Source organism: Streptomyces yamdrokensis, from assembly GCF_053890455.1.
This window is the reverse complement of the sequence record NZ_CM132679.1, coordinates 5,926,578-5,943,069: the sequence shown is the minus strand read 5'-3', so window position 1 is coordinate 5,943,069 and position 16,492 is coordinate 5,926,578. Positions and strand designations below refer to the sequence as shown.

At 70.8% G+C, this 16,492-nt stretch carries 9 protein-coding genes and 3 pseudogenes; 3 read left to right on the top strand and 9 right to left on the bottom strand.

Annotation, left to right across the window (positions count from 1 at the left end):
• Positions 1-33 precede the first annotated feature (33 nt).
• Positions 34-261, top strand: a complete 228-nt coding sequence (locus tag ACWZEH_RS26425) for a hypothetical protein (protein WP_456193580.1) — start codon at positions 34-36, stop codon at positions 259-261.
• A gap of 2,174 nt (positions 262-2,435) precedes the next feature.
• On the opposite strand, the gene ACWZEH_RS26420 is transcribed toward ACWZEH_RS26425, so the two are convergent.
• The 3 genes from ACWZEH_RS26420 to ACWZEH_RS26410 all read right to left on the bottom strand — a co-directional run bounded on the left by ACWZEH_RS26420 (position 2,436) and on the right by ACWZEH_RS26410 (position 6,191).
• On the bottom strand, positions 2,436-4,919 hold the full coding sequence (locus tag ACWZEH_RS26420; protein ID WP_456193579.1) for a heavy metal translocating P-type ATPase: 2,484 nt from the start codon (positions 4,917-4,919) through the stop codon (positions 2,436-2,438).
• 242 nt (positions 4,920-5,161) lie between these two features.
• Positions 5,162-5,341, bottom strand: a complete 180-nt coding sequence (locus tag ACWZEH_RS26415; protein WP_456193578.1) for a hypothetical protein — start codon at positions 5,339-5,341, stop codon at positions 5,162-5,164.
• Between the two features lie 352 nt (positions 5,342-5,693).
• Positions 5,694-6,191: a YflT domain-containing protein gene (locus ACWZEH_RS26410; protein WP_456193577.1), complete on the bottom strand. Its 498-nt coding sequence runs from the start codon at positions 6,189-6,191 to the stop codon at positions 5,694-5,696.
• Positions 6,192-6,641: 450 nt separating this feature from the next.
• Here ACWZEH_RS26410 and ACWZEH_RS26405 point away from each other — a divergent pair.
• Positions 6,642-6,752: pseudogene (locus tag ACWZEH_RS26405) on the top strand (PspA/IM30 family protein); the annotation flags it as partial.
• A gap of 121 nt (positions 6,753-6,873) precedes the next feature.
• On the opposite strand, the pseudogene ACWZEH_RS26400 reads toward ACWZEH_RS26405, so the two are convergent.
• The 3 genes and pseudogenes from ACWZEH_RS26400 to ACWZEH_RS26390 all read right to left on the bottom strand — a co-directional run.
• Positions 6,874-7,212, bottom strand: a pseudogene (locus tag ACWZEH_RS26400) (AIPR family protein); the annotation flags it as partial.
• Positions 7,213-7,232: 20 nt separating this feature from the next.
• A pseudogene (locus tag ACWZEH_RS26395) lies at positions 7,233-8,237 on the bottom strand (condensation domain-containing protein); the annotation flags it as partial.
• 269 nt (positions 8,238-8,506) lie between these two features.
• Entirely contained in the window at positions 8,507-11,341 is a 2,835-nt protein-coding gene (locus ACWZEH_RS26390; protein WP_456193576.1) for an AfsR/SARP family transcriptional regulator, read from the bottom strand.
• Positions 11,342-11,441: 100 nt separating this feature from the next.
• Between ACWZEH_RS26390 and ACWZEH_RS26385 the strand changes: the two genes are divergently transcribed.
• Positions 11,442-12,998 (top strand): MFS transporter, encoded by a 1,557-nt coding sequence (locus ACWZEH_RS26385; protein ID WP_456193575.1) that lies wholly within the window; start codon positions 11,442-11,444, stop codon positions 12,996-12,998.
• A 991-nt stretch (positions 12,999-13,989) separates the two neighbouring features.
• Here ACWZEH_RS26385 and ACWZEH_RS26380 read toward each other — a convergent pair.
• The 3 genes from ACWZEH_RS26380 to ACWZEH_RS26370 form a co-directional block, all read right to left on the bottom strand.
• Complete coding sequence (locus ACWZEH_RS26380) at positions 13,990-14,619, bottom strand: TetR/AcrR family transcriptional regulator (protein WP_456193574.1); 630 nt, start codon at positions 14,617-14,619, stop codon at positions 13,990-13,992.
• Positions 14,620-14,760: 141 nt separating this feature from the next.
• The gene (locus tag ACWZEH_RS26375) at positions 14,761-16,152 is read right to left on the bottom strand and encodes an amidase (protein WP_456193573.1); all 1,392 of its coding nucleotides are present in this window, start codon (positions 16,150-16,152) and stop codon (positions 14,761-14,763) included.
• Positions 16,139-16,345: a hypothetical protein gene (locus ACWZEH_RS26370; protein ID WP_249626581.1), complete on the bottom strand. Its 207-nt coding sequence runs from the start codon at positions 16,343-16,345 to the stop codon at positions 16,139-16,141. The genes ACWZEH_RS26375 and ACWZEH_RS26370 overlap by 14 nt, the downstream gene beginning before the upstream one ends.
• Between the last annotated feature and the right edge of the window lie 147 nt (positions 16,346-16,492).

The following is a 16,492-nucleotide window of genomic DNA, read 5'->3' as shown; positions in this document are numbered from 1 at the left end:
TGGAATGAGACAGGGAAGGGATGCAACGCAAGGATGTGCGCAACGTTCGAAAGTTTCGAATGGGAGTGGGCACGACTGCGGCGGCCCCACCGGGAACGACTGAGCGCGAACGGCCCGACCCGGGTCACCGCATACGACGCGGCGAATTCCGCCACCGTCGTCTACGTCGAGGTGCGGTGCCGCGCGCGGACCCTCGAGTCCGTCAGCCTCGCCCTGACGGACGCCTCGGCTCTCTCGACCGCGGGGCTGCGACCGGGATGAGCGGGCACACCGCCCGTCGCCGGCTTCAGCGGATGGCAGGACGGTGCCATCACCTTCCGCTGCGACCTGGCCCACCCCCTCGCGGGGCTCTCGACGCGTGTTCCACCGCACGGTGGTCCCCCGCACCCATCTCGCGGCACGGGCAACGCGCCGGCCCGGAGGGAGGAGGTCCGCCCCGCCGTGTCCGTCAGCGGCTCCGACAACCTGCTCGTGGTGGTCCGGCTCCGCGGCCTGCACGCCGTCGACGCCTTCGAAGCACAGCTCGCGGAACGCTTCCCGCATCCGAAGGTCAGCGACGGCAGCGCCTTCGTCCACTCCCGCGAACGCTTGGACCGGCTTTCCGTCACCACCGGCCGCGTCACCGGACACGCCTCCCTTCTCCCTGTCGCAGGTCTGACCTCGTTTCACCGCGTCCGGGCAGCATCCCACCAGCCTTCGCCGCACCGCCGCCGGTCTCCGCGATGGTCGCTTCTGCGGAGGCCTGGTTGATGCCGGGGGCGATGTCGAGCACGTTGCGGCGCGGCAACGGCCACGGCAGGGCGGGCGGGCGGGCGAGGTTCCCCCGGGATGCGGGGAGTGGTGACATCACCAAGCCAGGATGCGGTCGACGGTGGAGGCCGGCGGTGGGTGGGACGGGTGATCAGGCGCCTCGTTTCGGCGAGGCCGAAGCGGACGAGCGGCGAGGCTTCTGTGCCGGAACGCCAGGACACCTGACGCCCCGGCAGAACGAGCGTCAGGTGGGCGTCAAGCCCACCCGCCCCGTCTTTGCGGACACCGGATACACAGCACGCGCCATTTCCCGCTCACTGATCGAAGGCACAGGTCAGCCCCGCGTTCCCGGCAAGCGGCACGCTTCATGTCTTTCGGATCGCGAAACAGGTCGAACACGCTCGGCCATCCTGGCCGATTCACAGGAAATAGCAGGTCAAAGGCCCTTTGTAATGGGCTCAAGAATCGCCACGCACTCCACATGATGCGTCATCGGAAACATGTCCGGATTCCCCAGATGGAGAAAGTCGCAGGTGAAAGGGCCTTTCCCCGGCACCGGAACGGCCTGCCCCGGGCCGGAGCGTCATATGAGCGTCACGGCCGCGTCCCTCTGACGCCGGCCTTCACCCCCGTCCCGGCCACTTCAGCCGCCCTCCGCGATCAACGTCCTCCCGAGCCGATCGCCGAGGCGGGTGGTCTGCCTACTGAACGCAACGCCGTCCCCATTTGATCACTTACGGTGAGAGCCCTTAGGGGTCCTCGCACTGTGAGCGCCCGATGAGGTCGCGTGGTCCGGTGCCGTGCGTCGCAAGGCGCCACAGAGCCCTCGTAGCGGAGCTACCAGGGCTTTTCGGCAACGCGGCGAGGTGCGGTGCCGGGCCGCGCGACCCGGGCGGGCATAGTGCAAGGACCCCTTACAGGGGTCGGCTCCTCTTCCATAGCCTGGCTCGACGTTCACTCCCCCCGTCGAGTGCAACCTGTGAATAGTCATCGTCCCGGATTGGGCCACCTCGTGGGGGGATGGCCATGTCCCACCGTTCCAAGGTGTCGGCCTGCGGAGTGTCGTCGAGTGCGAAGTCTGCCTGGGAGCTGTTCCACGAGCTCCCATCCGTCCTTCTGCATCTTCGAGATCACCAAACCGTCGGTGCCCCGAACCGTCTGCACGGCCTTGTACTCGTACTTGATCTCTTCGGCCATGCGGCTCCCCGCCCCCTGAAGCGAACTGGTCATACCAACTGGGCGCGAGCATGGATGACTCCGCGAGGAGCCCGACGGTACGAGCTGTCGGCTCATCACCGGCATTCGCAGCACGCTGAACGCGTGTAACGGGAGACCGGAGTCGACACGCACTACCGAGCGCACACCTCAGGCACCGAATTGATCACCGTTGATAACCTCACGAGCGGCGCAGGTGCTCGCCCAGCTCAATGGTCTGCTGATGCAGCTGGCGCGGCGTCGTACTCGGCCACGATCCGCAGCTTGTACTCGGGACTGAAGGTGCGGGGCGCCGGATCGGGCCCGGCGGGGTTGGTGCTGGTCATGAGGGGGTGGTTCTCCTGTCGTGCCCTCTCAGGCCCACCCGGCGAAGCGGGACGTCTCACCCAAGGCTGACAGAGAGGGTGCCGCCTCGGGGCCGTCCGAACGTCTTTATCCCATCGGGATGGTGGTGCTGGCGCCCCTGGAGGTCAGGCAGGACGGCGGCGGGCGTTCGGCCCGGCGCTCTCGCTGGTGGCGAGGGCGGCTGGGGCGCTGGGGGGTTGATCGGCGGGTGGCGGTTCGGCGCCGGGAAGGCGGAGGCGTTTGAGGGCGAGGGCGTTGACGGCGACGATGATGCTGGACCCGGACATGGAGATCGCGGCGATCTCCGGCCGCAGCACCAGGCCGATGGCGGGCTCGAAGACGCCGGCGGCAATCGGCAGGGCGACGGCGTTGTAGCCGATGGCCCAGCCGAGGTTCTGCCGCATCTTGCGCAGAGTGCCGCGGCCGATGCGCAGCGCCGAGGCAACATCCAGCGGGTCGGAGCGCATCAGGACGAGGTCGGCGGTCTCGATGGCCACGTCCGTGCCTGCCCCGATGGCGATGCCGAGGTCCGCCTGGGCGAGAGCCGGGGCGTCGTTCACGCCGTCGCCGACCATGGCCACCTTCCGGCCGTCCCGCTGCAGTTCGGCCACCTTGGCCGCCTTGTCACCGGGCAGGACCTCGGCGATGACGGTGTCGATGCCCAGACGGTCCGCGATCCGCTCGGCGGTCGCCTGGTTGTCGCCGGTGAGCATGACCACTTCGACGCCGAGGGCGTGCAGTTCGGCCACGGCGGCGGCCGAGGTCTCCCGGGGCGCGTCGGCGATGCCGATCAGGCCCGCTGCCTGTCCGTCAACGGTGGCGATGACGACGGTACGGCCGGTGGCGGCCAGCGCCTCGCGCTGGGCGGCCAGTCCGCCGAGGTCGACGCCTTCGCGCATCGCCAGTCTGCGGTTGCCGACCGCGACCCGGTGGCCGTCGACGACCGCGGTCGCACCGTGGCCGGGGACGTTCTCGAAGTGCCGCGCGCTCACTGCCGCCACGGCCCGGCTCTCGGCGTACCGGACGACGGCCTCGGCCAGCGGGTGCTCGGACTCGCGCTCCACTGCCGCGACCAGCCGCAGCAGTTCGCCCTGATCCGTACCGACGGCGGTGACCACATCGGTCACCTCCGGCTCGCCCTTGGTCAGGGTGCCGGTCTTGTCCATGACCACCGTCTGGATCCCGGCCGATGCCTCCAGGGCGATGGCGTTCTTGAAGAGCACACCGCGCCGGGCGCCCAGCCCGGTGCCGACCATGACGGCCGTGGGGGTGGCCAGGCCCAGGGCGTCCGGGCAGGTGATGACGACGACAGTGATGGCGAACAGCATCGCGGTGCCCAGCGAGCGGTCGGTGGCCAGCAGCCAGACCGCTAGCGTCGCGGCGCCGCCGATCAGGGCGACGAAGACCAGCCAGAACGCGGCCCGGTCGGCCAGCCGCTGGCCCGGGGCCTTGGAGTTCTGTGCTTCCTGGACGAGCTTGACGATCTGTGCCAGCGCGGTGTCGGAGCCGACCTTGGTGGCGCGCACGCGAAGCGTGCCGTTGGCATTGATGGTCGCGCCGACGACCTGCGAGCCGGGGGCTTTGTGGACCGGCAGGCTCTCCCCGGTGACCATCGACTCGTCGACCTCGCTCTCGCCCTCCTCCACGAGCCCGTCGACTGCGATCTTGGCTCCGGGCCGGACCAATAGCAGATCGCCGACCACGACCTCGGCGGTGGGTACCTCCACCGGCTCCCGGCCCCGCACGACCAGGGCCTTGGGCGGGGCCAGGTCAAGCAGGGTGCGGATGGCGTCGTTGGCGCCGCCGCGGGCGCGCATCTCGAACCAGTGGCCGAGCAGCACGAACGAGGCCAGCACCGTGGCCGCCTCGTAGAAGACGTCGCCGCCCCCGGTGAGCGTGATGATCAGCGAGTACAGCCAGCCGGAGCCGACGGCCACCGCGACCAGCACCATCATGTCCAGGGTGCGGGCACGCAAGGCCCGCACCGCGCCGCCGAAGAAGATCGAGCACGCGTAGAAGACCACCGGCAGGCTCAGCAGCAGCGCCCAGACATCCTGGCGCAGCCCGAAGGGCACCGGGGCGTCCAGACCGAAGACGTCCTCGCCGATCGGCGACCAGATGACGATGGGGATCGAGAACAGCAGCGCCACCAGGAAGCGGTTGCGCATGTCGGCCACCATCGCCGCCATCGACACGGCCCCGTGCCCACCATGCCCCATCAGCTCGTGCGGCGACGGCGTCCCCTCGGCCCCGGCGGGAGCCTCGACCGCCGCATGCTCGACGTGCTCGGCAGGCCCTGCGGGCGCGGTTGGAGCGGCCACCCGCGCGGCATCGCCCTCATGGGTCACATGACGGCCCTCTGCGGCTTCGACAGCAGGGTCCGGCTCGGCCATCGGATCACAAACATGGGACGGCACCGACTGGCCCGCGCAGTGGTAACCGCATTCCTCAACCCAGCGGCGCAGCTCGGCCAGCGACGTGCGCCGCGGATCGAAGATCACCGTCGCCGACTGCGCGACCGGGTTGACCTCGACCTGAAGTACGCCAGGCCGCCTGCCCAGCACAGCGGCGACGGTGCTCTGCTGGGACGCCCACGCCAGGCCGCGCACATCCAAAACCGCAGTACTGCGTTCCTTACCGGGACCCTCGCGGTGAGGCGCGTCATGATCGTGATGATCCGCATGATGAGGCACGGTCACCCCTCCTTCGACGGGTGAGACCGGGGCAGCCAGCGAGCGGTGCACCGGTTCTGAGAGCCTGCGGCCGATTGTCCCCCAGTCGCACGCCTGGGCAACAGCCGGAGCAGGGACGGAGCGGTAAGCGGGGCGAGGATCCAGGCCGCCTGGACGACCTACGCGGTCAGCACCAGGGAGCTTCCCAGAATGATGATTCCGGTGGCGGGCCCGGGATCCGACCGCAGCCCGTAGTACAGCCTGCCCGCGGCGAGGATCGCTGTGGCGGTGAGCGCCCAGAACCAGCGCCGTGCGCGCCGCACGGCAGTGGTGTACGCCACCAGGGTGAGGACCGCCAACGAGGAGGCGGGAAAGCCCCGACTCCGGTGAGCAACCGCATCCGGCATCAGGCCGCCGTCACGCCATCCTCTCTCCCGTCGACCCGCGCGTCGCCGACCTGGTCATGTTCGCCCGGTCCCCGGCCACCGACAACGCCGCCGCGCTGACCTGCTGCACCCGCATCCCGTCGGCCGGGGGTGACTGACCCGCGAGGACCTCCCAGGCCCACCACCCCCGCCCGGCCCTCGTCCCAGGCCGATCACTGACCCGTACCGGTTTGCGGTCGCTTCGGGGGCGTTGAAACCGGGCCTTCCTGGGTGCGCCTCGACCGGATCCCAAGATCATTGTCGGCGTTGATCGCCTGTGCGCTTCTCAATGCACCCCGTCTTCGCGGTCTTCGCGCCAGGCGAGTTTGATCAGCAGGTTCTTGGCATCCTCGGCGACTTCGGCGTCGGCGACCACGTCGTAGCGGGCGGCCACGATCTGGCTGCGGGAGGCGAAGTCGCGGTGGCCACCGCTGAGCGAGTGGCCGGCGAAGCCGAAGACCGCGCCGAACACGGCGCCATAGACCAGCCCGCTCAGCATAAGCACCAGGACGTGGTGGTTGCCTGCGGCGAACAGCGACAACAGCAGCCCGATCAGCAGACCGAACCAGGCGCCGCTGCCGGCGCCAGCCAGGGTGGCCCGGCCGCGGGTGAGGCGGCCGAGGACGGTCTCGACCATGCGCAGGTCGGTACCGATGATCGCGGTGTGTTCCACCGGGAATTTGTTGTCGGACAGAAAGTCGACCGCGCGCTGGGCACCGGTGTAGGTCGGGTACGAGCCGACGACCGGACGGTCGACCTCTGCGGTAGGCGGGTGCTGGGTCATCGAAGGACTCCCTTCGTCATAAGGCAGCCTGCGCCCGCGCCACGTCCAGTGCCAGCGGACACCGCAGTGGGTGAGCGCACGTGGGGCGGCCGAGCAGGGGCGAGGTCGAGGACGGCCGCGGAGCGCGGTCCCCACCAGCAGGCGGCTGGCCGCCGAGTGGGGGCCTCTGCTCAACAGTGCCGGTCGGCTTCGTCGGGCCTGTTCCTCGGGTGCGATCCGGCACAGGGTCCGACCGGCCCCAGGTGTGGGCTGCTGGTCCCTACCCCCGCCAGGTATCGCAGGGCGAGGATGGTACCCAGGCCGAGCGTGCGGTCCGAGCCTTCACCGGCCCGTGGGGAAGGGCTGGGTACGTCCGAGGTTGCAGCCCGGACCAGGCCGCCGGAGCCTAAAGGTGTCCGCCGGCATGGCGTGGCCTGGCTGATCGCTCACTCCCGTCGAGAGAAGGCCGCTATGAGCGGCATCGCTCACCGCATAGCCGCCCTGTTCCGGATCAAGGCGAACAAGGCCCTGGACAAGGCCGAGGACCCCCGCGAGGTCCTGGACTACTCCTATGCCCAGCAGCGAGCGCCACGGCCCCCTCCTCCATCGAGCAGCCCGCGGCAGGAGTGGGGACCAACTCGCCCCGCCTGAACACGTACTCCTTGTCGAGGCTGGCCCGAAAGTCGTCCCGGATACGTGCCTGCACCTCGTCGAGGGCGACGAAGTCCCGCGACCCGGTGTGGTGTTGGGTATTCGTTGCGGCACCGACGGACCGGGCGAAGCCCTCGGGTGCGTTCGCCAGGGAGATGAACCTCACCGGGACACTGGCCAGCACGACGTTCTCGGGATACTTCTGGTGCGCGTGGTAGACGGAGGCGATGGTCTGGGCGCCGTTGACGACCGTGGCACCTGTCAGCCGCAGTCGTACGGGAGCGCCTTCGACGGGGCGGGAGATGAATTCGGTCTCGATGGAGTCGCACAGCAGCGTGATGCCGTTGTTGAAGTACGAGAAGTTCTCCGGGGCGGTCCGCAGCGTCTCCATGATCCCGAGGTTGAGCGGAGTCATACCGAGGGGGTTCCGGATGTTCCGGTCGAACAGGCGGGCCCCGTGAGCCGGTCGATCTGTCGGCGGACCCGCTCGGCGAGTTCGACCAGCGGCAGGTCCTCCGCCACCGGGATGCGCACCGGCAGATTGTTGGCGAACTGGCCCACGATCGAGCGTTCGCCTTCGGTCCGGCGGTTGAGGAAGGGCACCCCGAACACGACCTCGCCGGCCTGGTGGATGCGCCCGAGGCACACCGCGAACGCGGAGAGCAGGTAGGGGAAGGGGGACGCGCCCGCGTCGAGGATGCGCCGCACCAGCTCCTCGCCGACCGGGAAGGAGTGCCGGCCGCGGCCGGGCCGGGCGGCGCCGGAACGTGTGAAGAGAGCGGGCTCCACGCCCGTCAGATATTCTCGGTAGAACGCGCGGTCATTCTCGCGGTCCGCGTCGCCGAAGACGGAGTCGCTTTTCCGGATGGAATCCCAGTATGAGGCGGATTCGGTCCGCCCTGCCGACTCGGCTGCTTTTTCACCGGCGGCCGGAACGTTTTTTCCGGACAGGCGCGAGCGGTAGTCGGAGAGAATCCGCAAGGTCAGCGCGTTCAGGGCCCAGGCGTCGGTCACGATGTGGTGCGAGGTCAGCACCAGGTGGACGGCCTCCGGCCCCTCGGTGACCACGGCGGCCCGGAACAGCGGGCCGCCCTCAAGGCCCAGCGGCCGGCCCAGCTCCTGCTCGCACCAGATCCGCACGGCCCCGGCGGGGTCCGGCCCGCCAGAGAGGTCGATGTGCTCGAAGGGCGGCGCCCCGGCGTCCGGCTCCTCCGTGATCCGCCGGACCCGGGGGACCCCTTCGTCGTCCTCGCCGAACCGCAGCCGGAAGGCGTCGTGCTCCCGCACCGCACGGGCCAGGCAGGCACCGAGCAGCTCCCGGTCCACGGCCCCCGCCAGCCGCTCGTGGACCAGTACGTTGAATTGGCGGTTTCCCGGTGTCCTTGCTTCGGCCGCCCAGATGTCGCGCTGGTAGCCGGTTAATCCGAGGTCCCCTGATTCAGCTGCTGTCCCCGCGGAAAGCCACTCCTTCGCCTGCCATTCGTACGCGAATAAATAACGGCTCGGATCAGGCTAGGGTGAAGGGGTTGGTGCGGCTACTGCGTAATCGAGTAGGGCGTATTCGAGTAGGGAGCACGAACGAATACGCCCGCGCTCCGGCGCACGCCGCCGGAGCGGGCCGGACCACCGGAGCGCGGGGCCCTCCCACCCGGAAGACGCGCCGGCCACGCCCCCGGCGGATTCGGTCACGCCCGGGCGACGAGGTCCAGTTCCGCCAGCGCGGCCGCGGCGTGCGTGGCGTGTTCCGAGGACTGGCTCTTGGCCAGGGCCCGGTTCAGATGGGACGTGGCGGCGTCCCGGTCGCCGCGGAGCCGTGCGGCGTGCCCGAGGCCGATCTCGGCACGGATCTCGCCCCGGTGGTAGGCGCGTTCGGCCGACACGGACAGCGCGCGCTCGTACAGCTCCGTCGCCCGCTCGGTGAAGCCGCTCGTCAGCGCGGCCCGGCCGAGGAAGGTCAGCGTCTCGACGACCTCGGTCCACAGGCCGAGCTCCTCGGCCATCAGGAGCCCCTCGCGGTGCAGCCGTTCGGTCCGTACGCGGTCGCCCTCGCGTTCGGCCGCGAGTGCCAGGGACCGGGTGGCCCGGAGCTGACCCCAGCGGTCGTCGACCTCGCGGAACAGCGCGGCGCCCAGCTCCGCCGACCCGTCCCGGTCCGGGGCGTGGCTCGCCAGCTCCACCAGCGCCGCGGCCTGGCCCCAGCGGTCCCGGGCGGCGCGGGCGCCGGCCAGGCTGGCCTCCACCAGCCGCCGCCCCTCGCGGTGGTGGCCGCGGCCGGTCAGCCCGGTGCCGACGAACCACTGGAGCCGGGCCTTCAGCACCGGGTCCTCGACCCCGGCGGTGGGGTCCTCGCCCGCCGGGCCGGGCACGGCGTCGGCCTGCGAGGTGCGCAGCTCGACACCGGCCAGCCAGACCCGTGCCGTCAGGCGCGCGGCCGGCTCGGCGCCGACGTCGGCCGTCAGCGCCGTCCGCAGCGACCTGCGGGCCTCGGGGAACCGTCCGCGCAGGAACCAGTACCAGGCAAGCGCGTTCACCAGCCGCACCGCGTACCCGGCGGGGTCCTGGGCGACCGCGAGGTCCAGTGCGCGGCGCAGATTGACGGTCTCCGCGTTGAGGCGCTCCAGGGAGCACCGCTGGTCCGGGCCGCGCAGCCGCTCGCTCTCCCGCTCGGCCGACTCGGTGCAGTACCGCACGAAGCGCGCGCGTACGGCGCTCTCCTCTTCCGCCTCCGCCAGCCGCTCGGCGCAGTAGGCGGCCACCGATTCGAGCAGCCGGAACCGGTCGCCCTCACGGACCACCAGCGAGCGGTCCACCAGCCGGGAGAGCAGGTCGGGGATCCGCTCGGCGGGCAGCTCCCCGTCGGCGCAGACCGCCTGGGCGGAGGGTATGACGCAGCCGTCGGCGTGCACGACCAGGCGGCGCAGCACGGTGCGCTCGTCCGGCGGCAGCAGCTGCCAGCTCCAGTCGAGCATGCCCCGCAGCGTCTGCTGGCGGTCCGGGAGCCCACGCACCCGTACGTCGGGCCGGGCGAACCGGTCGTCCAGCCGGGCGGCGAGCTCCTGCGGGCTCAGCGTCCGCAGCCGGGACGCGACGAGTTCGAGGGCGAGCGGAATCCCGTCGAGGCGGCGGCAGATGGTGGCGACGGCCTCCGCGTTGTCCGCGTCCAGGACGAAGCCGGGCGCCGCCGCGGCGGCTCGCTGCACGAACAGCTCGACGGCGCTGGACCGGGCGACCGCCCGCGGATCGGTGTGCTCCGGCAGGGCCAGCGGCGGCACCGGGTGCACCACCTCTCCGGGGAGGTCCAGGGCTTCCTGGCTGGTGAGCAGGAGATGGGCCGCCGGCACGGCCGACAGCAGGGACTTGGCGAGCACGGCCACCGGCTCGACGAGGTGCTCGCAGTTGTCCAGCAGGATCAGCAGCCGCTTGTCGGCCACCGCCTGGCACAGCCAGCCCACCAGGTCGTCCAGGTCCGGTTCGGTCGCAGCCGTGTCACACAGGCCCAGCGTCGTGATGACGCGTTCGGCGATGTCGTCCGGGTCGGACGCGGCGCCCAGGCCGGCCAGCTCGACCAGCCACACCCCGTCGGCGTACCGCCCGGCCGCGTCACCCGCCGCGGCGATCGCCAGCCGCGTCTTGCCCACCCCGCCGAGGCCGGTGAGGGTGACGAGACGGGTGCTCGCGCCGGGGTCCAGCCGGGACAGCACCTGTGCGGCCGCCTCGCGCCGGCCGATCAGCGGGGTCAGCGGAGCGGGCAGGTCGGTCCGGCACGACCGCGACCCGATCGCCGGTGTGGCCAGCTCCGGCTCCTGGCGCAGGATCGCCTCGTGCAGCGCGGCGGCATCCGGACCGGGCGAGGCGCCCAGCTCCTCGGCCAGCTCCCGGCGCAGTTCCTGGAAGCTCTGCAGCGCGTCGCCCTGCCGCCCGGAGCGGTACAGGGCGCGCATGTGGGCCATGCGCAGCCGCTCGCGCAGCGGGTACCGTGCCACCACTGCCCCCAGTTCCGCCGCGAGCGCCGTGTGCTCGCCCAGGGTCAGCCGGACCTCGGCGTGGTCCTCGACGACGGCCAGGCGCAGCTCCTCCAACCGTGCGATCTCACTGCGGGCGAACAGGGACTCGGCCACGTCCGCGTAGGCCGGGCCCCGCCACAGGGCGAGCGCGTCTGCGAACAGGTCCGCCTTCACCGCCGGCTCCCGGTGGGTGCGGGCGCGGTCGGCGAGCTCCTGGAACCTCAGTGCGTCGACCACGGCGTCCGCGAGCAGCAGCCGGTAGCCGGCGGGCTCACGGACCACCTGCTCCCGGCCCAGCACCCGCCGCAGCTGGGAGATCTTGGTCTGCAGGGTGTTGGCCGACCCGCCCGGCGGGTTGCTCGCCCACAGGTCCTCGATGAGGCGGTCCGCCGGCACCGGCCCGCCACCGTGGACGAGCAGGTTCGCCAGCAGGGCGCGCACCTTCGCTTCGGGGACCCTGACCAGCCGCCCCTCGGCGTCCCAGACGGCCAGCGGACCGAGCACCCCGTAACGCATGGCCGCAGTTTATCGCCGAACGACCCTCAGGAAACCGTGCGTGAGGGGCGGCACAGTGGCGATCGCATGTCGACGATCCGAGAAAAAGGCAGGGAGTGCCATGAGCACAACGACCACAGGCAGAGCGGGAGCCCGGGAGTGGGGAGGGCTGGCCGTCCTTTCGTTGCCCACCGTGCTGCTGGGCCTCGACGTCACCGTGCTGTACCTGACCCTTCCCTCACTGGCCGAGGATCTGCGCCCGTCCGGTACCCAAGAGCTGTGGATCATGGACGCCTACGGGTTCCTGATCGCCGGTTTCCTGCTCACCATGGGCACGCTGGGTGATCGGATCGGCCGCCGTCGGCTGCTGATGATCGGGGCGGCGGCCTTCGGGATCGTCTCGGTGCTGGCGGCCTACGCCACCAGCGCCGACATGCTCATCGCCGCGCGAGCGGCCCTCGGGGTCGCCGGTGCCACGCTGATGCCGTCCACGCTGGCGCTGATCAGCAATATGTTCACCAACCAGCGGCAGCGCTCCCTGGCGATCGGTGTCTGGGCCACAAGCTTCGCGCTCGGCATGGCGCTCGGCCCGGTGGTCGGCGGAGTGATGCTGAACCACTTCTGGTGGGGTTCGGTGTTCCTCCTGGCGGTGCCGGTCGCGATCGTGCTGCTGGTGGCCGCGCCGCTCCTGATCCCCGAGTACTCGGCGCCGCAGAGCGGTAGGTTCGACCTGATCAGCGTGGCGCTGTCGCTGTTGGCGATCCTGCCGGTGGTCTACGCGGTGAAGCGCTTCGCCAAGGACGGCTTCGATCTGCCGATGATCGCCGCCGCGGTGATCGGCGTGGTCTTCGCGGTGCTGTTCGTCCGCAGGCAGGGCAAGCTGGAGAGCCCGCTGCTGGATGTGCGCCTCTTCGCCAATCGGACCTTCAGCTCCGCGCTGAGCGTGCTGCTCATCGGTCTCGTCGGCGTCGGCGGCTCGATGCTGCTGATCACCCGGCAGCTCCAGTTCGTGGAGGGGCTGCCGCCGGTCGAGGCGGGGCTGTGGATGGGCCCGCCCGCCTTGCTGATGTTCCTGGCCGCGATCGGCTCGCCCCTGGTCGCGCGGCGGGTGCCGCCGGGCCTCGTGGTGGCGGCCACCCTGATGCTGTCCACGGTCGGATACGTCCTGCTCGCCCTGGTGGGTTCCTCGGGCGGCATCGCCCTGATGGTCGTCGGATTCGGCCTCGTCTACCTCGGGCTCGGGGCGATCGCGGCCCTGGGTACGGACCTGGTGGTCGGGGCGGCGCCGCCGGAGAAGGCGGGCTCGGCCTCGGCGATGTCGGAGACCGTGCAGGAACTGGGCCTCGCGCTGGGTGTGGCGATCCTGGGCAGCCTGGCGACCGCGATCTACCGCGGCCGGATTGACGACGAGATCCCCGCCGGCACGCCGGCGGACGTGGCCGACGCCGCGGGCGACAGCCTCGCCGGCGCCGTCTCCTCGGCCCAGCAGATGCCCGCCGGCTGGCTCGACCTCGCCAAGGAGGCCGCCACCTCCGGCATGAACACGGCGATGGTCGTGGCCGCGGCGTGCACGGTGGTCCTGTCGATCCTGTCCGCCGTCGTGCTGCGGCACATCGGAGCCATCAGCGACGAACCGGAGGCCGCGTCGGAGGCGGAGCCGGCGAAGTCGCGGGTCTGACCAGCCGCGGCCCGCCCCGTCGCCCCCGCTCGCGGGGGCGACGGGGCGGCGCGCGCACGGGCCTGCTCGGTTCCCTCCGCGACCACGTCCCGCGCCAACTGAATGTCGGGACAGTGCCGAGAACCTGCTCCCCGCCCTTACAAACGACGGCTGCACCCTGTCCGACCTGAGCCGCTTCGCCGTGGGCCCGCCGGAACCGTTCTCCCACGGCGCCTGGTTCCAGTCGCCGGCGGCGACGCTCTCCGGTGTCTGATCCGGCTGGGCCGTCGGGAGACGGGCGCTCCACAGCCGCAGGATGGCACGAACGTGGACAGCGCCCCAGGGCGCACGGGGCAGCGCGCCACACCGTCAGTGTCCGAGCAGGCGGCTGACCTTCCTGGGGTGCACTGAGGGTCATCCGGCGCCTCAGCTCCGGGGCCACAGTGTCGGGTGATTCCCGCTTGGGGTGCGTACGCAGTGCGGCAGGACCGACAAAGGCCGTCCGGGAGCGCTCCGGACGGGCCTGGACGACTGCATTTTCGGTGCGCTCATAGGCTCAACGGGTCATCAAAGCGGGCGTCACCTGAACGTCAAGAACGTTCGCAAGGCAGTCCCCGCGACAACCTTCGATACTGCTCTCGCTCCAAAAGCGCAGGTCACAGCGCCTCGGACCGACCGACCTGTTACACAGGGGAAACGGGTCGAGAAACGAACCTGATACATAAAGACGCAGGTCAGACGCCCTTCGCAACAGGCTCAAGAATGGCCACACACTCAACATGCGAAGTCATCGGAAAGATGTCCCGGCAGGATGGATCTCGCATAACACCAGGTCAGGGGACGTTTCCTGCTCCGCCGAAGGGCCCTTCGTGTGCACGGAGCGTCAAACGGGCGGCACGCCCAAGGGCCACGTCCTGGTCGGTCATTGCCGGGGATTTCAGGCCCCCTGCCAGTACAGCCAGCCGCCTGGCCTCCACGGCCCAGTGGCCGGACCGCCCGATGAGCGAAGTGGTCAGTTGTCGGGTTTCTTCTTCGAGTGCCAAGGGTCGGCGGCCTGGGTGGGGCGAGCGCCGGCCTCGATCTGCTGGGCGTACACGGCGTTCGTCACGAGCTCGCGCGCGTATGCGGCGTCCAGTCGGCCAGGGCGGAAGAGGATGCGGTACATGATCGGCGCCACGACACGGTCGATCAGCAGTTCCGTCTCGGGCACCGGCTCCCCCCGCTGCACCGCACGGGCCAACACGACGTCGATCTGCTCTGCGGCATACGCCGAACACCGACCGGCATTGGTTCCGTCGGGGTCGCCGAGCAGGGCGTCCCGGATGTAGGCGCGCCCGGGCGGCGAGGCCATCTCGTCGAGGAACTGTTCCGCCCACGCGTCGAGATCGGCCCGCAGGCTTCCGAGATCGGCCGGATCCGTTTCCGGGCGCAGTCGTTCGACGGCCACGTCGGACAGGAGTTCCTGCAGGTCGCCCCAACGACGGTAGATCGTGGAGGGGGTCACGCCCGCCCGAGTGGCCACCATCGGGACCGTGAGCGCGTCACGGCCCACCTCCCCTACGAGTTCACGTACCGCCGCATGGACGGACTCCTGTACGCGTGCGCTGCGCCCGCCGGGGCGGACCATGGGCTTGGGACTCATGCGATCCACCTTAATGCGATTTTGTTGCTCTAGGCGGTGGCCGGCGTCGGCGCCCCGCGGGGCTACGTGTCCGGGCGCCCGAGCACGGCGGACGCCCCTGCGGCGACGCGACCGCATGCCGGCTGGAACGTCCGCCTTCCCTCAGGCAGCGAGGGGAGCAAGCCGCCCCGCGCCGGCCACCGACTCCTCGTAGACCCGGCCCACACGGAGCACCGTCGCGTCGTGGAAGGGGCGCGCCATCAGCTGCATACCGATCGGCAGTCCGGCGCGGTCGTGACCGACCGGCAGGGTGAGGGCCGGGACGCCGGTGATGTTGGCTGGGGCACAGAGGCGGACGTAGCTGTCCGACACGGCCTCGGTCGTGCCATCGGCCCACTCGACGGCTTCCTGCCCCGCCTCGGCGGCGGTCATCGGCACCGTCGGCGCGGCGAGGACGTCGATTCCGTCGAACATGCGAGCCCAGGCGTCTCGCATCATGGTGCGGGCCCGCTGGGCGCGGAGGTAGTCGCCCGCAGAGGTGAGTTCGCCGGCCTCCAGCAGGATGCGAACGTCCGCCGCGTACAGGTCGGGGGTGGCCCGCAGCGACCGCTCGTGGTAGGCGGTGGCCTCGGGAACCATCAGCCCCCACTGAACGGCCCGGATGTAACGCGCCATCGGGATCTCGACGTCGACGAGCTCCGCCCCCAGCTCCACCAGCCGCTCGATCGCGCCGCGTACGGACTCCTCGACCTCGGGCGTGACCCGGTCGAAGTAGTGGTTCCGCGGTACGCCGACCTTCAGTCCTCGCAGGTCGCCTCCCGGGAAGCGGTCCAGCATCGGGCCGGACACGCTCGCCGGGTCGCGCGGGTCGTGGCCGGCGGTCGCCGACAGCACCAGCGCGACGTCCTGGACGGTGCGGGTGAGAGGGCCCACGTGGTCCAGGGACCAGGACAGCGAGGTCACGCCTGTGCGCGGGACCAGGCCGTAGGTCGGCTTGAGGCCCACCACGCCGTTCAGGGCCGCGGGGACCCGGATGGAACCGCCCGTGTCCGTGCCCATGGCGAACGTCGCCCCGCCGGCGGCGACAGCCACCGCCGAGCCGCCGCTCGACCCGCCCGCAACCCGGCTGTGGTCCCAGGCGTTGTTCGTCTGCGGAGTGGTCAGGCCGTAGGCGAACTCGTGCGTGTGCGTCTTGCCCAGGAGGACGGCCCCGGCGGCGCCGAGCCGTTCGGCCACCCGGCTGTCGCGTTCCGCCACGTGCCCTGCCCGGACGTGCGAGCTCGCCGTGGTGGGCATCCCCTCTGCGTCGATCAGATCCTTGAGCGCCATGGGGATCCCGTGCAGCGGCCCGCGCGGTCCGCTTCCGGAGATCTCCCGTTCGGCGCGGACCGCTGCGGCCAGGGCCTCGTCGGCGGCGACGGTGACGTAGGCGCCCAGCCGTCCTTCGACGGCGGCGATACGGGCGAGCACCGATTCGGTGAGTTCGACGGGGGACAGCTCCCGTGCGCGCACCGCACGGGAGGCTTCGGTCAGCGACAGCTCAAACGGTTGCATCGGCGTTCCCCTGTCCGGCTCGGTAGGAGGACGCGGGAGGGGTCTCGCCGAAATCGAGCTCGCGCAACGTGCTGATCACGGAGTGGATGTAGTTGGCCGTCATGGCCACTCCTTCGTGTCGGCCGTCCCCGAGGGGGAGCCCCGCCCGCAGCGCCCCTCGGGCTGCCTCTTGGGGGGTGAGTTCGCTGGTCATGGCTTCCTTCCGGATCTGTGCGGCGTGACGGGCCGGGGCTGGTACAGGACCTCCGACCACCACAAAAGCGAATCGTTTGCTTTAGTCGATCGTAGGACCTACGGTGGCTTAAAGCAAACCAATCGCTTTTAGTACGGGAAGGACCCT